Here is a 23,029-nt window from a genome sequence, read left to right on the forward strand (position 1 = left end):
TCGCTTAGCTTAATTTTTTATGAATCGCCTCTACCATCGCATCAATAAATAAAGGATGTGTATTTGGCATCGCTGGACGATAGTATTTTGCACCAAGTTCATCACAAACAACTTTACATTCAAAATCGTTGTCATACAACACTTCTAAATGCTCTGTTACGAAACCTACTGGTGTATAAACAAATGAACGGAAACCTTTTTCTTCGAATAGCTCACGTGTTAAGTCTTGAACATCTGGACCAATCCAAGGCTCTGGTGTTTGGCCTGCTGATTGCCAGCCAACCTCTACATTTTTTAAACCAGTCGCAGCTTGAATAAGACGAGCTGTTTCAATTAGTTGATCTTCATATGGATCACCTAAGTTTTTAATTTTTTCAGGCAATGAATGTGCTGATACAATTAGACAAGCTGTCTCACGTTCTTCTTCTGACATTGCATTGAATGTCTCATTCACTTGTTGTTTCCAGTATTCTATGAATTTGGGCTCGTCATACCAAGATTCCACAGAAGTTATCTTTAAGCGACCTCCTGCGGCCTCTTCAGCACGACCATTATAAGACTTAATTGAGAAAGTAGAGAAATGAGGAGCTAAAACAATAGAAACCGCTTCTTTTATGCCCTCCTCCACCATTTGCTCTACTGCATCTTCTATAAATGGATGAATATGTTTTAAACCAATAAACAATTTATATTCTACAGCATCCTGTACTTCGTTCAAACGTGTACATAATGCTTCAGCTTGTGCTTGTGTTGCCGCAGCTAATGGGGATAAACCACCGATTGCTTCATACCGGCTACGCAAATCTTCTAAATGCTCTGCAGAAGGTTTACGTCCATGACGAATATGCGTATAGTAAGGTTCAATATCTTCTTCTTTATAAGGTGTTCCATATGCCATTACTAGTAAGCCTTTAACTTCTTTCATTACCTTTTCACCTCTAAAATTGTTTTATGTTTTTCATACATTATGTGATAAAAAGAAGCTGCCCAATCTTGATTGTTGGACAGCTCCTTTTCTACATTGAAATTAAAATTCCCTATGTAGAAAAGGACATATTATTCACGCTTGATTGACTTCCATTAAGAACGAGCTTGAATTTGTTGAGCACTATATTCATGAATAAGTGTTGTAAGACGTTTTAAGACATCTGGGTCAACCTCTGGGAAAACACCATGACCAAGATTAAAGATATGACCTGGCATTTCTAGACCTTGATCAATAATATCTTTCGTTCGTTTTTCAATAACTGACCAATCTGCAAGTAATAGGGATGGATCTAAGTTTCCTTGTACAGGCTTGGTAATACCATTGGCACGTGCATCTTTAATCGGTAAACGCCAATCTAAGCCCACAACATCTATCGGTAAATCATTCCATTCCTTTGCTAAATGGCTAGCACCCACTCCAAATTGAATTAATGGTACATTTTCTTTTTGCAACTCTGCAAAAATACGAGTCATAATCGGTTTAATAAATACACGGTAATCCTCTACATTTAAGGCTCCAACCCATGAGTCGAACACTTGGATAGCTTTTGCACCAGCTTTAATTTGAGCCGTTACATCTGCAATAATCATGTCAGCGAGTTTATCCATTAAAGCAAACCAAGCTTGAGGTTCAGATACCATAAATGATTTTGTTTTATTATAGTTTCTTGAAGGACCACCTTCAATCATGTAGCTTGCAAGTGTGAATGGGGCTCCAGCAAAACCGATTAGAGGTACATTTAATTGCTCTTCTGCAAGTAACTTGATTGTTTCTAATACAAATGGTGTATGCTCTTTAGCATTGAATTCACCTAATTTTTCTACATCCGCTACTGAACGAATAGGATTTGAAATAACAGGACCAACACCTGCCTTGATTTTCACATCTATCCCAATTCCAGGGAGAGGTGTGACAATATCTTTATATAAAATAGCAGCATCTACATTGTAATTTTCTACAGGTAGACGAGTGACATACGCACATAGCTCAGGTTGATGTGTAATTTCCTCTAAGGAATACTTTTCTTTAATGGCACGGTATTCTGGCTGAGAACGTCCTGCCTGACGCATATACCAAACTGGTGTATGTGCGGTCCTTTCTCCACGTGCAGCACGTAGAAGTGTATCATTAAAAGTTGTCATGAATAGTTCCTTCCCCTCGTTAAATTCTTACTATAAAAAATCGCATGTTTATTCCTTTATTATTGATATCCGTTTCCAATAGTAAACGCTTCCTCTGTTATTGTATAGTTTTCCTAGTGAAATGTCATAAAATTGTTCTTTCTCGGCATATTCTTTTTGAGCGGAGCGTTAGACTTACGCCAGAAAGGGTATAATCACGCTATATTAGTAAGATTCATAAGGAGGATAAATTCATGTATATTTATTTAACTTCTGGTACTGGCGATTTTTTGGAACAGGTAAAAAATAAGTATCCTAATGAACATATGATTTTAATTCATGGGGAAGGTAACTCTGTACTGATACATGAAACAGAAGGAAAAACAGTATTTGCGACACCTCGTAAATTTGAAGTGCTAGATTCAGTAAATGATTTAGAGGAACACGGTTTCTTTGTTTTCAACAATATTCCTGTAACAGATGAAGGAAGACCAGTTTTCGAGCATCGCTTTTTAGAACGTTCACGCGCTATTGAAAACGAGCCTGGCTTTGTTGCCTTCCGTTTATTAAGGCCTATCAAGAGTGATACTTACATTGTCATGACTCAATGGCATGGACCTCATTCATTTGACGCATGGAAGAGCTCTAAAGCCTATGAAACTGCCCATGCTAGAAGAGATGATTCAACTGGGATACGCCAGCAAAACATCTTCTCAGCAGCTTCTTATGTAACAACCTATAGTGCTATACCAAAAGAAGAAGATTCACAATAAGTTTAAATAATTAAAAGCTCATTTATCCAACAATATCATTGGTAAATGAGCTTTTTAGTATTCTATTTCTACTTTGAAACCTTCGACGTTAATTCACTAATCACCAAAACAATGATAAAGGCAATATAAAACATTGGTTGTGTCATAGCACATAAGCCCACAACAATAGCTTGTGTAATCATGGCTAAACGCACAATTTGCTTCACAGCTAGTTGACGAGCATGATCTGGTAACGGATAGAGCATGTCCATTCGAAATTCGCCACTGGATAACAGAGCTTGTTTTAACTGAATAGTTGTCGCAAAGCTGAGTGCACCTGCTACAATCCATGTAACGACAGGAATATCTACAAATGCTGCAATGATTGCTGAAATAGCAGTAAGGCGTACCCATAAATAGAAATGGTCATCTGTTCGAATAAAGGTACGAAATACCAAGTACTTTTGAGCATTTTCCTTACCGTATGGTACAAATTTATAGAGCCAGTCCATCCAGCTTCGACGGCGAATGCTACCGTGTAAATGAGGTACATCTGTAAAATAATTTGCAAAACGATAGAAGCTCATCATACGATTCTGTTCAAGCTTGACAAAATGCTCATACGGCACTGGTTCACCAACTGATTTTTTACTAAAGACCATCATATAAACAACACTAATAACTGTCGCGATTACTGCTAATAACAACTGTGCATGGAGCCCCATATAAATAGTAGCTGCAAAAATGACAGCTCGGATAAACCTATCCACCCAAACCATCTGCCCTCGTTCACTATAACGATAGCTGAATTCTCCTCGAACACTTAGATATTTCAACACAATAGTAAGTAAAAATATTGTCCATATTTCGACCGTTGTTAATTCAGTCACGGCTTTTAATAAAGGGATACTAACAATATAGACAATCGCTACAATCCACACCTGAGACCAAAACGTCCAAGCCAACGCCTTGCTGAAGTACAAAGACATCTTTGATTCTAAAGGTAATAAGTATACTTGATCTGGCTCTCTCAACAATGTAGTCGGACGGCTAAAGGCCAATAAAATCCCGATGATAACAGCTATCAGGACTTCTGCTGGAAAGTCTGTTTGAACAACTTTCAGCCATTCGCTATATTGATAGCCCCCTGCTCCTATTAGAAATACAAGTACGATAGCAATATGCCCTGTAAAAATAAATTGCATATATTTTTGTACTTCTCCTATATAATGCATGAAGCGAGAGGACCATACATCACGCAAGTTCTTCATGGTCCCGCTCCTTTGTCATAGCAATATAGAGGTCATCTAATGTCGCATACGGCATAGCAAATGATTGACGTAAATCAGCCATTGTTCCTTGTGCTCGAACTCTTCCTTCATGCAATAAGATAATGCGATCACAATGCTTTTCAGCTGTTGATAGAATATGTGTAGACATTAATATAGAAGCGCCTTCTTTTTTCTTTTCATCCATTTGATCTAATAACGATTGAATACCTAATGGATCCAATCCCACAAAAGGTTCATCAATAATATATAGACTTGGATTCACTAAAAAGGCACACATAATCATAACTTTTTGACGCATTCCCTTTGAAAAATGTGAAGGGAACCAATTTAATCTTTTCTCCATTCGAAATTCTTTTAACAGTACCTCAGAACGAGCATCGAGTGTTGCTTTGTCAATACCGTAAGCCATTGCAGTTAATTCTAAATGCTCTCTTAATGTTAGCTCATCGTATAATACAGGGGTTTCAGGAATATAGGAAAAGGCTGTACGATACTTGTCCGTATCTTCCTTTAATGTTACACCATTTAGACGAATGTCCCCTTCCTTTGGCAACATTGTTCCTATAATATGTTTAATCGTTGTACTTTTCCCAGCTCCATTTAAGCCGATTAAGCCAACTAGTTCACCTTCTCCAATCGTAAAAGATAGATCTTTAATAACAGGTTTTCTTGTATAACCACCTGTCACATGTTGTACCTCTAATACTGACATATTCTCACTCCTCTTCTTGTATTATATTTTATCAAAAATTAGCAAATGATACAGGTTTGAGTATGATAGAATGTACTTACATATACGTTAAGGGGGAAATTCTTATGAGCGATTGCCTATTTTGCAAAATTATTGATGGTTCCATTCCAAGTACAAAAATTTATGAAGACGATCATGTCTATGCATTCACAGACATTTCACCTGTTGCAAAGGGCCATACACTATTAATTCCAAAGCATCACTGCAAAGATTTATTTGAAATGCCAGAGGAAGTGGCTCGTAATCTATATGCTGTGGCACCAAAAATTGCAAATGCAATTAAAGCAGCATTTCAGCCGATTGGTTTGAATACCATTAATAACAACGGTGCTGCAGCTGGACAAACTGTTTTCCACTACCACTTACATTTTATTCCGCGTTACGATGAAAAAGAAGGGCTAGGCTTAATTTGGCAAACACAAAAGTACTCACCAGAGCAGTTGTCAGAAGTAGCAGAAAGTATTAAAGCCAATCTATAAGCCATTTGTAATATATTAACATCTGAATGTTCAGAATGCTGTATTGCAAATTTTTAAAATTTAGCGTACAATCACAAATAAGTTTCGCTAGCGGTCAAGAGGACACGTTAGGAGACAAATAGATTAGCATAGTCGAGGAGAGATTCAAATGAATACAAAGAATTTAGTATTAATGGCACTGTTAGTAGGTGTCGGTGCTGCACTTTATGTGGTTACACCAGGAATGGTGAATGGAATGAAGCCTGATTTTATGTTAACCATGATGTTTATTGGTATTCTATTATTCCCAACAGTGAAAGAAACGTTCCTACTTTCTCTTTCAACAGGGGTGCTTTCAGGTTTATTTACAACATTCCCAGCAGGTCTAGTTCCAAATATTATTGATAAAGCTGTTACTGGTTTTGTATTTTTAGCTGCTTTAATCATTCTCAAAAAACTGGCAGGTCATTTCGCCGTATCTGCTGTCTTAGTTGGCTTGGGAACAATTCTTTCAGGAACTGTCTTCTTAGTAGTAGCGCTTTTTGTGTTTAATGCAAATGTTGGCGCGACGTTTGCGATGCTATTTATTGGCGTTGTCCTTCCAGCTGTCGTATTTAACGTTGTTGCGTTTGCCGTTATTTATCCAATTGTTTCAAAATTAGTGAAGCGCTCTAAATTCAATACAGCTATTTCTCAAATTTCATAAATAAACACTTTAAATAATCAAAAGAAACTAAACTGTGACGGTCAAATCACTCGTTTAGTTTCTTTTTTCTTTTTGTATTGGTGCATTTCATGGTTTAATAGTAAATAAACATGACTAGAAATGAGGTATCTAATATGAAAGCAAAACCATTTTTACTTGGACTAACGACAGGAATTATCGGTGGGACAATCGCTGTACTTTTCTCCACGCCACAATCTGGGCAACAGCTACGTGCTTCTGTTAAACAAAATGTTGACCAAACAAAGGGTATGCTCCTTGATGTAAAACAACAAGTAGGAACTGTTAAACAATCTGTTAACACATTAACAAATGAAGTAAAAAATAATATCCCACAAATAATAAATGATTTAAAGCAAACAATTACGACTTTTACTGAAGAAATCGAACCAACGAAAAATAATTTACAACAAGAATTAGATGCTTTACAGAATTCGATAAGCGAAATCGAGAAAAACATTGCACAAATTACAGAAAATAAGAAAAAACCTCAAGAAAAAGTTAGCGACTAAAGTCCTTATCAATAGTTAGATAATCTGTATTTTTATCAAAAACTATTGCTATAATATTATTTTTTAGCCACTTTTCAATTTTTTAATTTTTCTAACTTTAAACTTTTTTCCTTTACTGCTATAATATTTTTAAAAATGTGAAAGAAAGCAGTAGGTGATGGCTTTGTCAGAGGAATTATATACACAAAAAGAAGCGATGCTTTATAGTCAAAGAATCGCACAGTTATCAAAAGCGCTGTGGAAAGCGGTTGAAAAGGATTGGCAACAATGGATTAAACCTTATGATTTAAATATTAATGAACACCATATTTTATGGATTTCATACCACTTAAAAGGCGCTTCCATTTCTGATGTTGCTAAATTTGGCGTGATGCATGTTTCTACAGCATTTAATTTCTCCAAAAAATTAGAAGAGCGTGGCTTTCTTAAGTTTTCCAAGCGTGATGACGATAAACGTAATACGTATGTTGAACTTACAGAAGCTGGCACAGAGCTCATTATAGAGATGAATAAAAACTACCATAATACGTATCATTCCGTACTGGAAGGATCATTAGCATTAAAAGATTTATATGGCCGTTTCCCTGATTTTTTAGATGTAATGGCTGTTATTCGTAATATCTATGGTGAAGATTTCATCGATATTTTCGAACGCTCTTTCCAACATTTCCGTGATTCCTTTGACACACTAGAAGAACGCACACCTGTAAAAGGATAAGACGAAGCTTCAAACTGCACATAATTTTTCCTGCAATTATTTATAAGTTGAACATAAATGAGTTATACTACTGTTCATTCAGGAATGAGTCATGTGAAAGGAGGTATTTCAGAAATATTTCTGAAGTACCTCCTTTTTCTTGCATTCTAACATAATTCAATTTACATTAAATAGGACACTTCCTATTCGGAGTTGATAAAAAACCATGCATTGCTGGAAAATTTTAAATTTAGAACATCATTACGGTACTACGCGTATTATTATAATGGGTGTCATTACTTTTTTATTGGTCTTTTCTGTTTCGTATGTAACGTTTAATTTATTTAATGAAGAGCATTATACAGATCGACTATTCTGGCTCTTTGTGATAGCTGTGCTAACACTTTATCCCATTCACAAATTTTTGCACTTTGTGGCCCTATTTGATTTACGCCAACATTTAAAATTACGTGTACGTAGTCAGTTTTATATAATTCCTGTTTTACACATGCGAATTCGAGAGCCATTATCTAAAAATCGATACATCTTAGCATTACTTACGCCTTTTATCGTTCTAAATACTAGTATTATAGTTGGAACATGGCTTTTACCAGCCTATACCCATTATGGGACATTGCTGTTAGCCTATCACTGTAGTCTATGCCTGATTGATATCCTTTACGTAAAGTATCTCTTGAATTCACCTAAAAATTCACAAATAGAGGAAACACCTAAAGGCTATGAAATTTTAGTTCCACCGACCGTTCACTAAATTGCTTGTACTTGTTTTTTATTGACGTTCTTTGTTATGCTATTACTATTGAAAGAGGGGAGGAATAGACTTGCTATTAATGATTGTAGTTCTATTCTCGGTATTCTATTTATTTCAAATTAACCGCATGACATATGCTCTATGCATGCGACGTGAAATTCCCGAAGAAAACCAACCAAAAATATTCCGAACTATAAATATACTTATTACTATCCTACTTGTCTCATTCTACATTGAAATTTTATATGCAGTTTAACAGAAAATTCCATTACGCCAAGGCGTAATGGAATCTAAATTTTTTCGGGCTTTTTTGAAAAGCCCCTTTCAAAACATGTGCACCATCCGCGCCCGTCCGCACGCTTGAAGATAAGTCGAGCCCCCCATGCAACAACTTTTACTAATCAAATAAATTGTTTAGAACCTAAGGCATGCGGCGCGAATGTCTAACATTGTTAAGAAAAGCTAAGAGTTAAAGCTCTTAGCTTTTCGCGGTTTTATTAATTAGTATAGGAACGCTGCACCAACGATAATTAATAAAATAAATAACACAACTAATAAAGCAAAGCCTGAGCCGTAGCCACCGCCACCGTATCCTCCGTTGCCCATAACTTCACCCCCTTTCTTTTCTATATCCTATGCGCTTCAAAATTTGAAATATAGGCAATACTCAAGGGGGAACCATTTTGTTTTTAAAACGTTTATGTTATAGTAAAAAATGGACGAAACCATGTTAGGAGAGAATATCCACTATGAAAAAGACAGTTTTATCTTTAACTTTAGCTGCATCTGTATTAGCGCTTGGTGCTTGTAGCGGCGGAGACAGCAAAGCAATCGTTACTTCTAAAGTGGGCGATATTTCAGTAGCTGATTTTAATGAAAAGGCAAAAGCTTTAACAGGCTCATATGTAATGCAGCAAATGGTGACTGAAAAAGTTTTAGCTGACAAATATGAAGTAACAGATAAAGAAATCAAAGAAGCGTATGACACAACTGCATCACAATTTGGTGATGGCTTTACACAAGCGCTTGCTGAAAGTGGTTTAACAGAACAGGGCTTTAAAGATTCTTTACGTGTTCAACTTCTTCAAGAAAAAGCTTTAAAAGATCAAGCCATTAAAGAAGAAGATGTGAAAAAATACTACGAGCAAATGAAAACAGAATTAAATGGTCGTCATATTTTAGTAGCAGATGAAAAAACAGCAAAAGAAGTAATTGAAAAAATTAAGGGTGGCGCTAAGTTTGAGGACGTTGCAAAAGAGTACTCAACAGATACTGGCTCTGCTCAAAAAGGTGGAGAGCTTGGATGGTTCTCTGTAGGTTCAATGGTAGATGAATTTAACGATGCCGCTTATGCTCTTGAATTAAATACATTAAGTGAACCAGTAAAATCTAGCTTTGGTTACCATGTAATTGAAATTACGGACAAGCGTGATGTAAAAGGTGTTGGTTCATTTAAAGACGAAGAAGAAAACATTCGTTCAACTATGTTAAGTAAACTGAACCAAACTGGTGAAGCTCAAACGATTCTTAAAGATATCGTTGCAAAAATGGCTAAAGATGCCGATGTGAAAACATCTGATAAAGATTTAAAAGAACCGCTTAAATTCTTTACAACAACAAGTGAAGAACAAGCAAAAGCAGCTGAAGAAGCAGCTAAAAAAGCTGAAGAAAATGCGCCAAAAGAGGATTCCGAAGATAAAGCAGAAGATACTGACAAGGAATCTAAATAATTAGAGTCTAGTATATAACAAAAGAGAAGCACCCTGATACATCAGATGCTTCTCTTTTTACTCTATTTTACTTTAAATTGGCTAATTTCAGTTTGTAGGTCATTTGACATTGTCTGAAGAACATTTGCAGCACTTGCTATTTCCTCATTAGAAGCACTTTGTTGCTCGATAGATAAAGCAATATGCTGTATGCCCGAAGATGTGCCATTTGCTATGCCAACGACTTCTTTTACAGCCTCATCTGTTTGACTAGCTTTCTCATTGACACGCAAGACAATATCCTTTACCTCCGTTGTACGATGACTTATCTGTTGCAAATATACGACTATATTTTTAAAGGTATCGCCTGTCTGTTCAACAGACTCACGGCCTTCCTCCACAAACTGTGTACCGCTATTAATAGCATAAACAGCACTGGAGGTTTGGTTTAAGATATCATCCACCAATGTTCGAATATTATCTGCAGCCTTTCCAGATTCCTCTGCTAACTTTCTTACTTCATCTGCCACTACTGCAAAGCCTTTTCCAGCCTCTCCTGCACGAGCTGCTTCAATAGATGCATTTAATGCAAGCAAGTTTGTTTGATCTGTAATACTTGTAATCAACGCTACAATCGTACTGATTTCCTTCGATTTTTCGCCTAAAGCATTTACAACTGCAGTTGACTGATGAACAGATTCATTAATGGTATTCATTTTTGCAATCGTTTGCTCAATTAACTGTAATCCTAAATCAGCCTTTTGGTTCGTTTCATTTGCTATTGAGGCAACTTCCTGAATAGCAGAAGATGCATGATCCATATCTTTAGTAATTAAATGTGCTGATTCAGATAATAAATCCATTTGCCTTAATTGTCCTTCTGCACTGGAGGCAATTTCCCCAATGGCACCCGAAATAGTTTCAACTGTTTGACTGCTTTGTTCGGTAATCGTTGTAAATTCCTTTGTAAAGGTTGATACATCTGTCGATGCTTTATTCGTCTTTTCAATGACCGTCCCAATTTGTTCTAGCATATGATTAAATTCAGTCGATAATTGACCAATTTCATCTTTTAATCGATCATCAATACGAACAGTTAAATCGCCATCAGCAGCCTGGGTCATAGCATTTAACACACGCTTTACACGCCTTAAGACAATATACCTTGTACATAACGAAATAATTACTGTGCCAATAAATAACGAAATAAATGTATTAATGGCAACCCCAGCACTTCCATTCAAATGCACTACCTTCTCGAATTGACGACTAACAAATTCTGAAATATGGGAGCTAATAAATAAACTTATGCCGATAGCTAGTATCATTTTGAAAATTAAACTTTTCCAAAGCTTAATTTTCCGTGAAAAAAGTCCCTCTGTATCCATTACTTTTCCCCATTCCTATAATTTCTCTCTCTATTCTAAATTAAATATTCACATTGGTACAATAGTTAGGTACTACAATTAAATATATGAATACTTAGACTCAGAGAAATTAATAACGAATAGCTAGACAGCAACGTTAGTTTATGGGACGATTGATATTGCTTTTTAAATAGTAGGCTTATAGAATGAACGATTATCAAGTGGGAAGAGTCTCTCTGTAAATTCGCCCGGTGTCGTTTTACCTAATGCCCTTGTTAACATATTCATCTTTGCATCAATGTTATCGATATAATGCAAAATTTCTGCTTCCTGAATCATAGGTTTTTTCGGGCTACCCCACTCTTCTTTCCCATGGTGTGACAATACCATATGCTGCAACAGCATGACTTCTTCACCTTCAATTTCAAGCTCACTAGCAATCTTAGCAATTTCATTTACCATAATCGTAATATGACCTAATAAATTGCCCTCCACTGTATACATTGTGGCAACTGGGCCTGATAACTCTACAACCTTGCCTACATCATGTAAAATAATTCCAGCATATAATAAGTCACGATTTAATGTTGGATATAGGTCAGCAATGGCTTTACCTAGTTTGAGCATGGAGACCATATGATCTAATAAACCTGATGCATAGTCATGATGATTTTTAGTCGCTGCTGGAAAAACTAAAATAGCCTCTTGATGTTTTTTAATTGCTGCTCTTGTAATCCGTGAGATATTAGGGTTTTTAATGTCAAAGAAAAATTGCGTTAATTCTTCATATAGTTGTTCTTTTGGTGTTGCAGAGGATGGCACTAAATCGTGAATAGCAATTCCTTCCTCTGGCTTAGCAACACGGATAGATTTAATACGCAATTGATTCTTTCCTCTATAGTCATGAATCTCTCCGCCAACACGTACAATGGCTTCCGCATGGTACATCTTTTCATGATCCTCATTCGTATCCCATAGCTTTGCCTCTATATCCCCACTCTTATCTTGTAATATTAGCGACATAAATGGCTTCCCAACGGTTGTAACCCCTTTTGTCGCTTGTTTTATTAATAAAAATTGATCAACTACTTCTCCAACTTGGAGCGTCGTAATCCCTTTCATGTTGACGCCACTCCCCTTTCATTTGCTAATGCTCCTATATCGACAATCTGGTTTTTTTGCCAATAGTTGAGCATTGTGTCATGACAAGTAAAATATAAAATTTGACGTTCATATCCTACTTCTTTCATTAATTGTACCATTTTGTCTGTGCGGTTTCGATCAAAATGGACAAAAGGATCGTCGATAATCATTGGAAATGGTGCAGCGCTCACTAGGGTTTTTGCTAGAGCCATTCGCAATGCAATATAAGCTTGCTCTTTGGTAGCCTGGGACAACTCCACCATTTGATAACGTATCCCTGCAGCATCCTGCGCTACAAAATAACCATCCTCATGAATCGAAATTTTGTCATAGTTTCCTCCTGTTAGTAAACGGAATATAGCATTTACCTCTTCAAGGACATGAGGTAATTTTTCTTCACGAAGACGGAATAGGGTTTCATGAATAGCTGTCGCCACCGCTTTTTTAGTTGCCCACTGCTCAATTAACTGCTGCAATTCCGTTTTCTCCTGCTCAAACTGTTGAAGTAATTGACCATACTTTTCATCATTTAATAGCTGTTCTTTTTCCATTAGCAAAGCAGCACGTTGTTCCAGACATTGATCAATTTCTAGTTGCAATGATTGCTGCTCTTGTTCTAAAGCACATATGCGTTCGCTAACAGAGTCCTCAATCAGATTTTCCTTCTGTTGAAGATCGAGTGAAGATAATTGAGCCTGGACGGTTTGCAATTCTGTCTCAATTTTTCTTCTCTGTTCAAATTGCTCATGCATTTCATAATAAGCCTGTTCATTTTGGATCTTTGCTTCTTTGAATAGCTCGTACATTTCAGCAGTATAACGATCCATTCTTGATTGTCCACCTTCTATTTTTATTTGAACGCTGGCTAGCTGATCTTTTGCATGCTGTGCTTGTTGCTGTTGCTGTTGTGCTTCAAGGTAGGCTGTTCGTAAATGCATATAAATTTCATGTTCATTATAGGCTCCCTCTAAAACCCGTTGAAGCTGCTCATAAATGTTGTTCTTTTCTACCTGCGTTTCTTGCAACAGACTTGAGGTACTGTTTCTTTTAGCTGCTAATTCTTGTACACCACGAATACGCATAAATAATTCGGGCATTAGCGATCTGGCTATCGTTCCTTGTAAGCGATAACGCTTTAAAAAATGTTGGAGCGTTTGAGTGGCCTCTTCACTCTCTACCTCCGTTAGTTGAATTTTATATTCAAGAGAAGTATATTGCTGCTCCTTCTCTTTCTGCTGTTCATTGATGTGCAACCAGCGATCTTCATATCTTTGCTTCTTTGCAAGAACTGCTTGTACTGTCAATTCCTCTTGCTCTAACTCCCGTAGGAGGATGCTATGCTCTTTATTAGTAGGTTCATTTGCTTGCTTAACATATCGAATAAACAAAAAAGTTAGCAATGATAAAACTGCTCCAATTAGAATTACAACTATGTTTTTTTCAAATACACCATAAGCAAACGACATGAAGCAAATCAGTAGTACAAGCCAGATAAAGTCATGAGGCTGCTTCTGCTTACTGCGTTGCGATTTGGCAGAACGTAGTTGCTCAAGCCTCCGCTTTTGTTGAGGCCATTGTGCTAAAATATGTTCTTCCTCACTTGTTAATGACTCACGCATTAGCTGTTGCTTCTGTTTGGCTATTGCATCTAATTCTAGGTGTACTTGCTCTAGTGAACGTAGATGAAATTTTAGCTCTTCCTCCGCCTCCTCTAATTTACTTAATTGAAGCTGAAATTGTTGCTCCTGTTGGAGTGAAACTGTTTCGTTCAAAAGATTTTCTTGTGCTTCTTTCTCTGTTACACCTAGTAAACGAAACTGTGCTTCAATTTCTTGTTCGAGCAAAAATAGATCATCCTGTAAATTTTGCTCTTTCACCATTAGCTGATGCCACGTTGCCTCTTTTTGCATAAGGTAAGCCATTTCATTGACCTTTTGCTCATCCACTGTTGCAAGTATTTTCTCCTGCAATATTTGATGCTGCTCCTTTAATTGCATCAGTTGCTGACTTTCATGTAACAAACGATCCTTTACCTGCTCATACCGTCTGATACCCTCTGATGGAAACTGAACATGTTGAAAATTGGTCATTGTCTGTTGCAATGTCTGTTGCTGCTTGAGGAGAGGGAGTGCTTGCTTTTGAATAGTTAATTGCTGCCATTGTTGCTGTTGCCGTTTTTGCGTACCAAATAGCTGTTCTAAATTTTGCTCAAGTAATTGTAATTGCTGTAATTTATCCTCAAAGGTTTGAATCTTCACCTGTTCCTGTTTAATTGTCCGCTCAAGCTGCTTTAGTTGTTCAATCTTTTGATTAATCAATGGCACTTTACCTGTCTTTTTAAACAGCTCACTAGCCTCTTTATCCATTTTCTTTTCAAGTGCGGATAAATACTGAATACCTGTTGTACCTGAGGCAAGTAGCAAATGGGTTAGCTCCTCTTCAGACATTTTTTCAATACCTTGTAGTTCATGCAGCGAAAAAGAAAAAATGGCTTCAAAGGATGCCCTAGAATATCCATATAAAAGCTTTACTAACAACTCATCTTGCCCCGTCGTTCCATCCTCTAGGTAGACAGTAACATCACCAGCAGCCTTTCCTTTCACACGTTCAACTGTACATTGACCATAAATAGGGTGTAAAAGTGTCAGCTGACCTCCATATTTTGTTGAAATTTTCGGCTCATATTTGCGCTGTATCTGCTGCCTTGTTGGGAAACCAAAAAGCATTTGTAGTATAAACTGCTGTATCGTCGTTTTTCCTGCTTCATTTAATCCATAAAAAATAGTGACACCATCATTTAACGAAATGGAGATATTTTCATGCTTACCAAAGCCATAAATTTGGATTTTCTGTATTGTCAGCATGTAATCACGCCCTTTGAATTTCTTCTGCTAATAATGTCTGTGCACGATGGGTTAAGTTCTCAATATCCTTTTCACTAAGTGGCTCTATCAGCCTCGCACCACCAGCATATTGGTACAAATCTTTTAGAATATCCTTCCATTCATTACTGTCCCATTGTTCCATTAAGCTCACAACGGATTGAGTTGTTGCTGTATGCTCATAAAATCTCGCTGCCTTTTGCAACACCATCTTTTGTACCCAACACATTGGGTCAATACCTTCCTCAGCCTCTCGAATAGTCTCTAACCATGCATCTACTGTTGCATGTTCAAATAAAGCTTCCGTTTGTTCGTCAATATTTTGCAAATGAAGCTCTACTACCGATGCGCCATACTTCTTCCTATTAGCTGTAATAGCTTCTGCACATCTCTTCAATAATTCATTGGCGTGTACCACATTCGTACAATCCACCTCAATGGTGCTATAAACAACAGCAGAGGTAGAGATAAAATCAAGCTCAGTCGATGTTTTGGATAGCGTCACATCATAAAAGCCTTTCATTCCTTGTTCTTTACGATGTCGACTTTGAATATTGCCTGGATAAACAATTGGAGGGTTTTGATGTAAAAGCTGTCGTTTATGAATATGGCCAAGCGCCCAATAATGATAGTTCTTTTCAAGTAACTGTTGTTTTGTAAAAGGGGCATACACATCATGTGTTGTATTGCCTGCCTCACTGCCATGAAGCATACCAATATGAATGGCATGCTGATCATGTGCAGTTGGATAGCTTTCAATAACAGATTCCTTTAAATGACGTTCAGGATAGCTAAAACCATATATATTCACTTGTTGACCCCGTATTTTTAATTGAACTACACTCGTTTCAGCTGGTAATTCATAGACATTACTTGGTAAAGAAAAGCGTGTCCATGTACCATTTAAATGATCATGATTTCCGTAGCTCACAATGACAGGGATATTGTGTTGAAAAAGCTTCTCCATTGCATCTTGAAATCTTCGTTGTGCTTGCAAGCTACGATTTTCACCATCATAAATATCCCCAACAATTAGTAAAAAATCAGGTTTTTCCTGAATCGCTTTAAGGATAATTTTATCAAACGCTTCAAAAGTGCTTGACCGTATTTTTTTTAAAATGGGTTCGGGTAGACCAAATAAGCCCTTAAATGGACTATCTAAATGTAAATCTGCCATATGGAAAAAACGAATTGCTGACATCCAATCACCTCAAATAGTAGATAATTCTCTCTTTAGTACAAAACCAAAGTAATAATATGTTGTTTATTCAAAACCGAATATTTGTTCTATTTTATCATAACTCATGTTTGATGAAAAATGCTATTACGAAAAAAACAACATTGCCTTACTTTTTCCACAATTTTCGTAATTTATCAAAAAATTCACTAGTTTTACCGTGAAGTTTATAAATCTTCTATGTATAATAGAAATATATTCAAGTAAAAGGGTGGGGTCTGTATGGAGAATTATCGTTTTACAGCTTTTGAAAAAACAGGGGAAACATTGTTTGATGAAACTTGGACTTTTGAAAATGATGAGGCTGCTAAACTAAATGGACAACAACAAATTGAGGAAAAAGGTGTTGCCGATAAAACTCATCGTCTTGTAAACGCTTCAGGTAAATTAATTTTATTCCATGTTTAGTGGCTAATAAAAGGCACGTAGTCAATGGTTTGCTACGCGCCTTTTATTATTTTTATTTGCCTACAAAGACAGGCGTTCTTTTCTCTACAAATGCATGAATGCCCTCGACATGATCTGTTGTTTTACGCATTGCAGACTGGCCCTCAGCCTCTAATGCTAAGATATTTTCTAGCTGTGGCATATTTTGTGCATGTAGAATTTTTTTCGTTGTAATCATGGAAGAAATCGGGGATGCAAGCATTTTCCCCACCACCTGATCTGCCATTGCAAATACAGTGCCCTCTGGTGCAATATAATCAATTAACCCTGCATCTAATGCTTCTTTTGCTGTTAATACCTTTCCCTCCCATATCATTTGTTTCGCTTTAACAGTACCTACACGCTCCTTCATGAAGAAATGACCGCCCCCATCTGGAATCAGTCCAATTCCAATGAAATTCATAGCAAGTTTACTATTTTCACAGGCTACAATAATATCTGCCCCTAGTGTTAGACTAAATCCTAAACCTGCTGATGCACCATGAACCGCTGCAATCACAATCATTGGTAGCTGATAATATGCCTTCACGATACGTGTCAGATAAACCATTGCCTCATCAATATTCAGTGGTTTGCTTTCATCTAGCATTGCTTTTATATCACCACCCGCAGAAAAGACCTTTCCTTCTCCACGAATAACAAGCACCTGAATATCTTTTTCCTGCTGTAGAGCCTCAAAGCATTCTGCAAGTTCACGCATCATGACATCATCCATTGCATTCATCGCCTGTGGACGATTCAATGTTAAGGTTGCTCGACGCTCTAATTTTTCTAATGTAATCGTTGAAAATTCCATCTCTATAACCCCCAAATATGAATAGTCATTCACTATGTATAATTCGTGTTTTTTTAGAAAACTCCTTCTCTCTAAGCAAAATTGCTCCTGTTATGCTATATTAAAGGACGAATATCGAGATAAAGGTGGTAATGTATTTTGACACAAAAAGACTATCGTGTATTACTTTATTATAAATATATTACGATTGAAGATCCTGAAGCGTTCGCAGAAGAACATTTAGCATTGTGTAAAGAGATAGGGCTTCTTGGTCGTATTTTAGTAGGTTACGAAGGTATTAACGGAACTGTATCAGGTACCATTGAGCAAACAGATGCTTACATGAATCATATGAAGGCAGATGCTCGTTTTAGCGATATGATGTGGAAAATTGATGAGACTGAAGGGCATACCTTTAGAAAAATGCATGTACGTCCTCGTCGAGAAATTGTTCACCTCGGTTTAGAACAGGATATCAATCCGTTAGAAATCACAGGTGATTATTTAACACCTAAAGAATTTATGGAACAGATGCAAGATGACAACACCGTGGTTATCGATGCCCGTAATGACTATGAATATGATCTCGGTCATTTCCGAGGAGCTGTTCGACCAGATATTGAAAACTTCCGTGACCTACCTGCTTGGATGGAGGAACATAAAGAAGATTTTGCAGATAAAAAAATCTTAACTTATTGTACAGGTGGTATTCGCTGCGAAAAATTCTCTGGTTGGCTAAAACGCGAGGGCTATGGTAAGAGCGTAGGTCAATTACACGGCGGTATTGCTACATATGCGAAGGATCCTGAGGTAAAAGGTCAATTATGGGATGGTCAAATGTTTGTTTTTGACCGCCGTCGAAGTGTACCGATTAATCAGGTGGAACATGTTATTGTTGGGAAGGATTATTTCACCGGGGAGCCTTCTGAACGATACACAAACTGTGCAAACCCAGCGTGTCATAAGTTAATGCTTTGTGAAGAAAAACATGAGGCATTTTACATGCGAAGCTGTTCAGATGATTGTCGCCGTGCAGAACGCAACTTTTTCGTGGAGGAAAACGGTTGGACAAAGGAACAGGTTGAAGAACAAATTGCTAAGATTGCAGAGGTCCAACAATCAAATTGTTAATCCATTTCATAATTTAATCAAGGTGCGCATTGCTGTTGGATTTCTGCTCAAAACTTCAGCATAGTGATCTACTCCAACATTATCAATCCATTTAAAAAGAGCATCGTTCATCAAAACGATGCTCTTCATTCATTTATGCACTTTATCCTTGCCCTAAATAACGCCCTACCTGGCGTCCACTAAATAAACAACCACCAACAAATGTCCCTTCTAAAGCGCGGTAGCCATGGACGCCACCGCCACCGAAACCACTTACTTCACCAGCAGCAAATAACCCAGGAATTGGCTGACCGTCCATGCCCAAAACAGCGCCATTTAAATTTGTTTGTAAGCCACCTAAAGTTTTCCTTGTTAGAATGTTTAAGCGAACAGCAATTAAAGGCCAATTTTTGGTATCTAAAATTTTATGTGGCTTGGCAACACGCACCCATTTATCCCCAATATAATTTCTTGCTCCATGAATAGCGTTTACTTGCAAATCCTTTGTAAACTTATTGTCCATTTCCCGATCTCTTGCCAAGATTTGCTCTTTAATCTTCATGAAATCAAGTAGCTCATTTCCAGCAAGTTTATTCATTCCATCTACAAGTTCCTTTAGATCATGTGCAATCACAAAATCCTCTCCGTGATTTTTAAAAGCTTGGATAGGAGCAGGTGGGCCTGGTAAAATGCGTTTTAGAACATCGCCAATGCTTTTGTTTGTTAAATCTGGGTTTTGCTCCGAGCCAGATAAAGCAAATTCTTTCTCAATAATTTTCTCCGTTAAAATAAACCAGGAATAGTCATAACCTGTTTTTTGAATCGCCTCTAACGTACTGAGTGTATCAAACCCTGGAAAGTTGGGTGCATGAAAACGATTCCCCTCTGCGTCAAACCACAGGGAGGAGGGACCAGGCAATATCCGAATTCCATGGTTGGGCCATATTGGATCCCAATTTCTTAAACCCTCTGTGTAATGCCACATGCGATCACGGTTTACAATGCGTCCCCCAGCATGTTCCGTGATCTCTAGCATTCTTCCGTCAACGTAAGCTGGTACACCACATACCATATTTTTGGGAGGGGTACCTAATCGAGCAGGCCAATTTTTTCTCACTAAATCAAAATTTGCCCCAATACCACCACTTGCCACAATCACAGCTTTAGCTTCGTAGGAAAATTCACCGATTCCTAATCTCGAACTTTTTTCACCTCGATTAATAAAGGTTTCAGCTAGCACCGTTCCGCTAATTCCTATAATCTTCCCTTCTTGCTGCACAAATTCATCCACACGATGTCTTGGCTTGAAGTCAATGAATCCTTCTTTCATAGCCTGTTTTACTTTATCTACAAATGGCTTTACAATGCCAGGGCCTGTTCCCCAGACAATATGAAATCTAGGTACTGAATTGCCATGCCCTCCTGCCAATGAGCCTCCCCGCTCTGCCCATCCAACAACAGGGAAAAACTTTATACCTTTTGACTTTAACCAGTCGTATTTTTCACCTGCAGCAAAATCGACATATGCTCTTGCCCATTTATACGCCCAGGAATCCTCATCTTCTAAACGATCAAAGCCTGCAGTTCCTTGCCAATCCTGCCATGCAAGCTCCTTACTATCTTTAATTCCAAGCCTTCTTTGCTCTGGAGAATTTACTAAAAATATTCCTCCAAAAGACCAATATGCCTGTCCTCCGATTGAATTTTCAGGCTCTTGATCTACTAAAAGAACTTTTTTCTTTGCATCAATTAATTCACAAGCTGCGACTAGTCCTGCAAGACCAGCACCGACTATTGCAACATCGTACTTCATTCTTACACCCCCAAATCAATCATCCTTAACTAACATTCTTCTCTCACAGTCTGTTTACCTTCTACTTTTTATATTTTTGTCTAAAATGTGACAAACAAAAACGTTCGCTTTCTTAGAACAAATTCATGGATAATTAGCATAAACCCTCTATTTTATTCCATTTAATTCCCATATAATTTTCAATGCTAAAACTACACAGAAACCTGATACTATCGGACTTTTCAAATATCGTTAGCGCTTTCATTGTATTCCCCAAAAAGACGAACAATACAACAGTATTATATAAATAATATTCGTTTTTAGTTATTTTTCAGACTTTTGAAGTCAGTATTTTTAAAGTTTTTAAGAAATATCGTTGACAAAGGTGAACAATAGGGATTATGATGTTAACAAATTTAATCATAAAAAATATAACGACGGAGACACACTAGTCGCAAGAAAATCCAAAGAGAGCTGATGGTTGGTGCAAATCAGTGATTTCTACGATAATAGTTCCACTCCTGAATAGATAGGCTGAACAACTTAAAAGTATGCTTATCCGTCTCATGCACGTTACGCATATAGCTAAGACTGCCAGAATAAATTTTCCAGCAGTGATTAAGGGTGGTACCGCGAACCAAAGTTTATACAGCCTTTCGCCCCTTACAACACACTAACTGTGTTTGTAAGGCGTGGAAGGCTTTTTATATTGTCTTCGATTTAGAAAGGAGATTGTTTGTATGCTGTAAGATGTTCGAATTTTACAAATTTCAGACTATCGTAGATAAAGCCATAGCCAATAATGATAAAAAAAGGAGCTAATTATAATGACTACTGCAACAAAAACAAGAACTATTAACGTATTTATCGCTGATCCACTAAGTGAGGATGGTATTTTCCCATTACGCCAGGAACAAGATTTAGATTTAAACATTATTGTAGACACAGGTTTAGCACCAGAAGAATTAATCGCTAAAATTGCTGATGTAGATGTATTACTTGTTCGTTCTCAAACAACGGTAACACGTGAAGTAATTGAAGCAGCTAAAAGCTTAAAATTAATTGGTCGTGCTGGTGTTGGTGTCGATAATATTGACCTTGCTGCTGCTACAGAACACGGCATTATCGTGGTAAACGCACCAGATGGTAATACTAACTCAGCTGCCGAACATACAATTGCGATGATGACTTCACTTGCCCGTCATATTCCACAAGCTTTTAATACATTAAAAAATGGCAAATGGGATCGCAAATCTTTTGTTGGCGTGGAGCTAAAAAATAAAACTTTAGGCGTTGTAGGTTTTGGTCGAATTGGTGTTGAAGTAGCTTATCGTGCTAAGGGTCAACGTATGAATGTTATGGCATACGATCCTTTCCTAACAGATGAACGTGCCAAAGAATTAGGTGTAACAAAAGCAACGGTTGAAGAAATCTGTGTAGCTGCAGATTTCATTACAGTTCATACACCACTTCTACCTGAAACTCGCAACCTTATTAATAAAGATAAATTTGCGATGATGAAAGATGGCGTACGTATTATTAACTGTGCACGTGGCGGTATCATCAATGAAGACGATTTATATGATGCAATCGTAGCAGGTAAAGTGGCTGGAGCAGCTCTTGATGTATTTGTTTCTGAACCAGCAACAGATCATAAGCTACTGACTTTACCACAAGTTATCGCAACGCCTCACTTAGGAGCATCTACAATCGAGGCACAAGAATCTGTAGCGGTTGACGTATCAAATGACATCATTAAATTTTACAAAACAGGTACTGTAACAAATCCAGTAAACATGCCATCTATACCTAAAGAGCTTCTTGCACAAGTTGAGCCTTTCTTTGAATTAGCTGAAAAACTTGGTTCATTCCTATCACAAGTGACAACAGAGCCAGTCAAAGAAATCAATCTATCTTATGCAGGAGAAGTAGCAAACTATGATGTTCGTCCATTAACTTCAAATGCGTTAAAAGGTTTACTGTCTAAAAATCACGGTAATCATGTCAATGATGTGAATGCTCGTTACTTATCTGAACGTATTGGTATGAAAATTAATGAGCACAAAACAACAACAGCAAAAGGCTTTACTAGCTTAATTACGATTGAAATTATTACTGCTAACGAAACACATACTGTAGCGGGTACACTATTAAACGGTTTAGGTGCACGTATTGTAAAAGTAGAGGACTATGTTGTAGATGTCATTCCACAAGGTCACCTTCTTTACATTAAAAATACTGACAAACCAGGTGCAATTGGCCGTGTAGCAACAAAGCTTGCAGAAAAAGAAATCAATATTGCAACAATGCAGGTTGGTCGTGCACAGGTTGGTGGTACAGCGGTTATGATGTTAACGGTTGATAATGTTGTAACAGAAGAAGATTTAGTTTTTGTGGCACAGCTTGAAAACATTGATGAGGTAAAAGCCATTAACCTATAATTAATAATAGCAAGAAGCAGGGAGTCTCTACTCTCTGCTTTTTATTTTGGGAAAATGAT

At 37.2% G+C, this 23,029-nt stretch carries 23 protein-coding genes and 1 other annotated feature; of the genes, 11 read left to right on the forward strand and 12 right to left on the reverse strand.

Annotation, left to right across the window (positions count from 1 at the left end):
- Nucleotides 1-4: 4 nt before the first annotated feature.
- Nucleotides 5-925, reverse strand: coding sequence for a ferrochelatase (gene hemH, locus NYE73_RS20345; protein ID WP_048391736.1), 921 nt, complete (start codon nucleotides 923-925; stop codon nucleotides 5-7).
- A gap of 155 nt (nucleotides 926-1,080) precedes the next feature.
- Nucleotides 1,081-2,130 carry a uroporphyrinogen decarboxylase gene (gene hemE, locus NYE73_RS20350; RefSeq protein WP_048391738.1) on the reverse strand — a complete coding sequence of 350 codons (1,050 nt, stop codon included), beginning with the start codon at nucleotides 2,128-2,130 and terminating at the stop codon, nucleotides 1,081-1,083.
- A gap of 233 nt (nucleotides 2,131-2,363) precedes the next feature.
- Between hemE and NYE73_RS20355 the strand changes: the two genes are divergently transcribed.
- On the forward strand, nucleotides 2,364-2,882 hold the full coding sequence (locus tag NYE73_RS20355; RefSeq protein WP_048391740.1) for an antibiotic biosynthesis monooxygenase family protein: 519 nt from the start codon (nucleotides 2,364-2,366) through the stop codon (nucleotides 2,880-2,882).
- Nucleotides 2,883-2,950: 68 nt separating this feature from the next.
- Here NYE73_RS20355 and NYE73_RS20360 read toward each other — a convergent pair whose 3' ends face one another.
- The gene (locus NYE73_RS20360; RefSeq protein WP_066037078.1) at nucleotides 2,951-4,132 is read right to left on the reverse strand and encodes an ABC transporter permease; all 1,182 of its coding nucleotides are present in this window, start codon (nucleotides 4,130-4,132) and stop codon (nucleotides 2,951-2,953) included.
- On the reverse strand, nucleotides 4,116-4,865 hold the full coding sequence (locus NYE73_RS20365; protein ID WP_066037077.1) for an ABC transporter ATP-binding protein: 750 nt from the start codon (nucleotides 4,863-4,865) through the stop codon (nucleotides 4,116-4,118). The genes NYE73_RS20360 and NYE73_RS20365 overlap by 17 nt, the downstream gene beginning before the upstream one ends.
- 104 nt (nucleotides 4,866-4,969) lie before the next feature.
- Between NYE73_RS20365 and NYE73_RS20370 the strand changes: the two genes are divergently transcribed.
- The 6 genes from NYE73_RS20370 to NYE73_RS20395 all read left to right on the forward strand — a co-directional run bounded on the left by NYE73_RS20370 (nucleotide 4,970) and on the right by NYE73_RS20395 (nucleotide 8,323).
- Nucleotides 4,970-5,383 (forward strand): HIT family protein, encoded by a 414-nt coding sequence (locus NYE73_RS20370; RefSeq protein WP_048391747.1) that lies wholly within the window; start codon nucleotides 4,970-4,972, stop codon nucleotides 5,381-5,383.
- 148 nt (nucleotides 5,384-5,531) lie between these two features.
- A complete protein-coding gene (locus tag NYE73_RS20375) occupies nucleotides 5,532-6,068 on the forward strand; it encodes a tryptophan transporter (protein WP_259949846.1) in 537 nt (178 codons plus the stop codon).
- A gap of 134 nt (nucleotides 6,069-6,202) precedes the next feature.
- Nucleotides 6,203-6,598, forward strand: a complete 396-nt coding sequence (locus NYE73_RS20380) for a YtxH domain-containing protein (RefSeq protein WP_048391751.1) — start codon at nucleotides 6,203-6,205, stop codon at nucleotides 6,596-6,598.
- A gap of 157 nt (nucleotides 6,599-6,755) precedes the next feature.
- Nucleotides 6,756-7,316, forward strand: coding sequence for an HTH-type transcriptional regulator Hpr (locus tag NYE73_RS20385; RefSeq protein ID WP_004230760.1), 561 nt, complete (start codon nucleotides 6,756-6,758; stop codon nucleotides 7,314-7,316).
- Nucleotides 7,317-7,521: 205 nt separating this feature from the next.
- On the forward strand, nucleotides 7,522-8,067 hold the full coding sequence (locus NYE73_RS20390) for a DUF3267 domain-containing protein (protein WP_016992098.1): 546 nt from the start codon (nucleotides 7,522-7,524) through the stop codon (nucleotides 8,065-8,067).
- Nucleotides 8,068-8,137: 70 nt separating this feature from the next.
- Entirely contained in the window at nucleotides 8,138-8,323 is a 186-nt protein-coding gene (locus NYE73_RS20395; RefSeq protein WP_008173337.1) for a hypothetical protein, read from the forward strand.
- Nucleotides 8,324-8,568: 245 nt separating this feature from the next.
- Here the strand turns inward: NYE73_RS20395 and NYE73_RS20400 are convergent, their stop codons facing one another.
- Complete coding sequence (locus tag NYE73_RS20400; protein ID WP_004230765.1) at nucleotides 8,569-8,673, reverse strand: YjcZ family sporulation protein; 105 nt, start codon at nucleotides 8,671-8,673, stop codon at nucleotides 8,569-8,571.
- Nucleotides 8,674-8,816: 143 nt separating this feature from the next.
- On the opposite strand from NYE73_RS20400, the gene NYE73_RS20405 reads away from it, so the two are divergent.
- Nucleotides 8,817-9,797 (forward strand): peptidylprolyl isomerase, encoded by a 981-nt coding sequence (locus tag NYE73_RS20405; protein WP_048391754.1) that lies wholly within the window; start codon nucleotides 8,817-8,819, stop codon nucleotides 9,795-9,797.
- A 62-nt stretch (nucleotides 9,798-9,859) separates the two neighbouring features.
- On the opposite strand, the gene NYE73_RS20410 is transcribed toward NYE73_RS20405, so the two are convergent.
- From NYE73_RS20410 to NYE73_RS20425, 4 genes are all read right to left on the reverse strand, one after another.
- A complete protein-coding gene (locus tag NYE73_RS20410; RefSeq protein WP_259949853.1) occupies nucleotides 9,860-11,164 on the reverse strand; it encodes a methyl-accepting chemotaxis protein in 1,305 nt (434 codons plus the stop codon).
- Between the two features lie 165 nt (nucleotides 11,165-11,329).
- A complete protein-coding gene (gene yhaM, locus NYE73_RS20415; RefSeq protein WP_048391758.1) occupies nucleotides 11,330-12,265 on the reverse strand; it encodes a 3'-5' exoribonuclease YhaM in 936 nt (311 codons plus the stop codon).
- A complete protein-coding gene (locus NYE73_RS20420) occupies nucleotides 12,262-15,150 on the reverse strand; it encodes an ATP-binding protein (protein WP_259949857.1) in 2,889 nt (962 codons plus the stop codon). Before NYE73_RS20420 ends, yhaM begins: the two co-directional genes overlap by 4 nt.
- 4 nt (nucleotides 15,151-15,154) lie before the next feature.
- Nucleotides 15,155-16,369 (reverse strand): metallophosphoesterase family protein, encoded by a 1,215-nt coding sequence (locus NYE73_RS20425; RefSeq protein ID WP_066037075.1) that lies wholly within the window; start codon nucleotides 16,367-16,369, stop codon nucleotides 15,155-15,157.
- A 258-nt stretch (nucleotides 16,370-16,627) separates the two neighbouring features.
- Between NYE73_RS20425 and NYE73_RS20430 the strand changes: the two genes are divergently transcribed.
- Nucleotides 16,628-16,813, forward strand: coding sequence for a YhzD family protein (locus NYE73_RS20430; RefSeq protein ID WP_036075853.1), 186 nt, complete (start codon nucleotides 16,628-16,630; stop codon nucleotides 16,811-16,813).
- A 52-nt stretch (nucleotides 16,814-16,865) separates the two neighbouring features.
- On the opposite strand, the gene NYE73_RS20435 is transcribed toward NYE73_RS20430, so the two are convergent.
- Complete coding sequence (locus tag NYE73_RS20435) at nucleotides 16,866-17,648, reverse strand: enoyl-CoA hydratase (protein WP_048391764.1); 783 nt, start codon at nucleotides 17,646-17,648, stop codon at nucleotides 16,866-16,868.
- Between the two features lie 138 nt (nucleotides 17,649-17,786).
- Here NYE73_RS20435 and trhO point away from each other — a divergent pair, with 138 nt between their 5' ends.
- Nucleotides 17,787-18,758 carry an oxygen-dependent tRNA uridine(34) hydroxylase TrhO gene (gene trhO, locus NYE73_RS20440; protein ID WP_259949862.1) on the forward strand — a complete coding sequence of 324 codons (972 nt, stop codon included), beginning with the start codon at nucleotides 17,787-17,789 and terminating at the stop codon, nucleotides 18,756-18,758.
- A 6-nt stretch (nucleotides 18,759-18,764) separates the two neighbouring features.
- Here trhO and NYE73_RS20445 read toward each other — a convergent pair whose 3' ends face one another.
- Together NYE73_RS20445 and NYE73_RS20450 are read right to left on the reverse strand one after the other, a co-directional pair.
- Nucleotides 18,765-18,887 carry a hypothetical protein gene (locus NYE73_RS20445; protein ID WP_255349860.1) on the reverse strand — a complete coding sequence of 41 codons (123 nt, stop codon included), beginning with the start codon at nucleotides 18,885-18,887 and terminating at the stop codon, nucleotides 18,765-18,767.
- A gap of 13 nt (nucleotides 18,888-18,900) precedes the next feature.
- Complete coding sequence (locus NYE73_RS20450) at nucleotides 18,901-20,550, reverse strand: FAD-binding dehydrogenase (RefSeq protein ID WP_048391767.1); 1,650 nt, start codon at nucleotides 20,548-20,550, stop codon at nucleotides 18,901-18,903.
- 404 nt (nucleotides 20,551-20,954) lie between these two features.
- Nucleotides 20,955-21,196: a binding site (T-box leader), on the forward strand.
- Nucleotides 21,197-21,356: 160 nt separating this feature from the next.
- Between NYE73_RS20450 and serA the strand changes: the two genes are divergently transcribed.
- Nucleotides 21,357-22,970: a phosphoglycerate dehydrogenase gene (gene serA, locus NYE73_RS20455; RefSeq protein WP_016992109.1), complete on the forward strand. Its 1,614-nt coding sequence runs from the start codon at nucleotides 21,357-21,359 to the stop codon at nucleotides 22,968-22,970.
- The last annotated feature ends 59 nt before the right edge of the window (nucleotides 22,971-23,029 follow it).

The organism is Lysinibacillus sp. FSL K6-0102, from assembly GCF_038003545.1.
GTDB lineage: Bacteria > Bacillota > Bacilli > Bacillales_A > Planococcaceae > Lysinibacillus > Lysinibacillus capsici.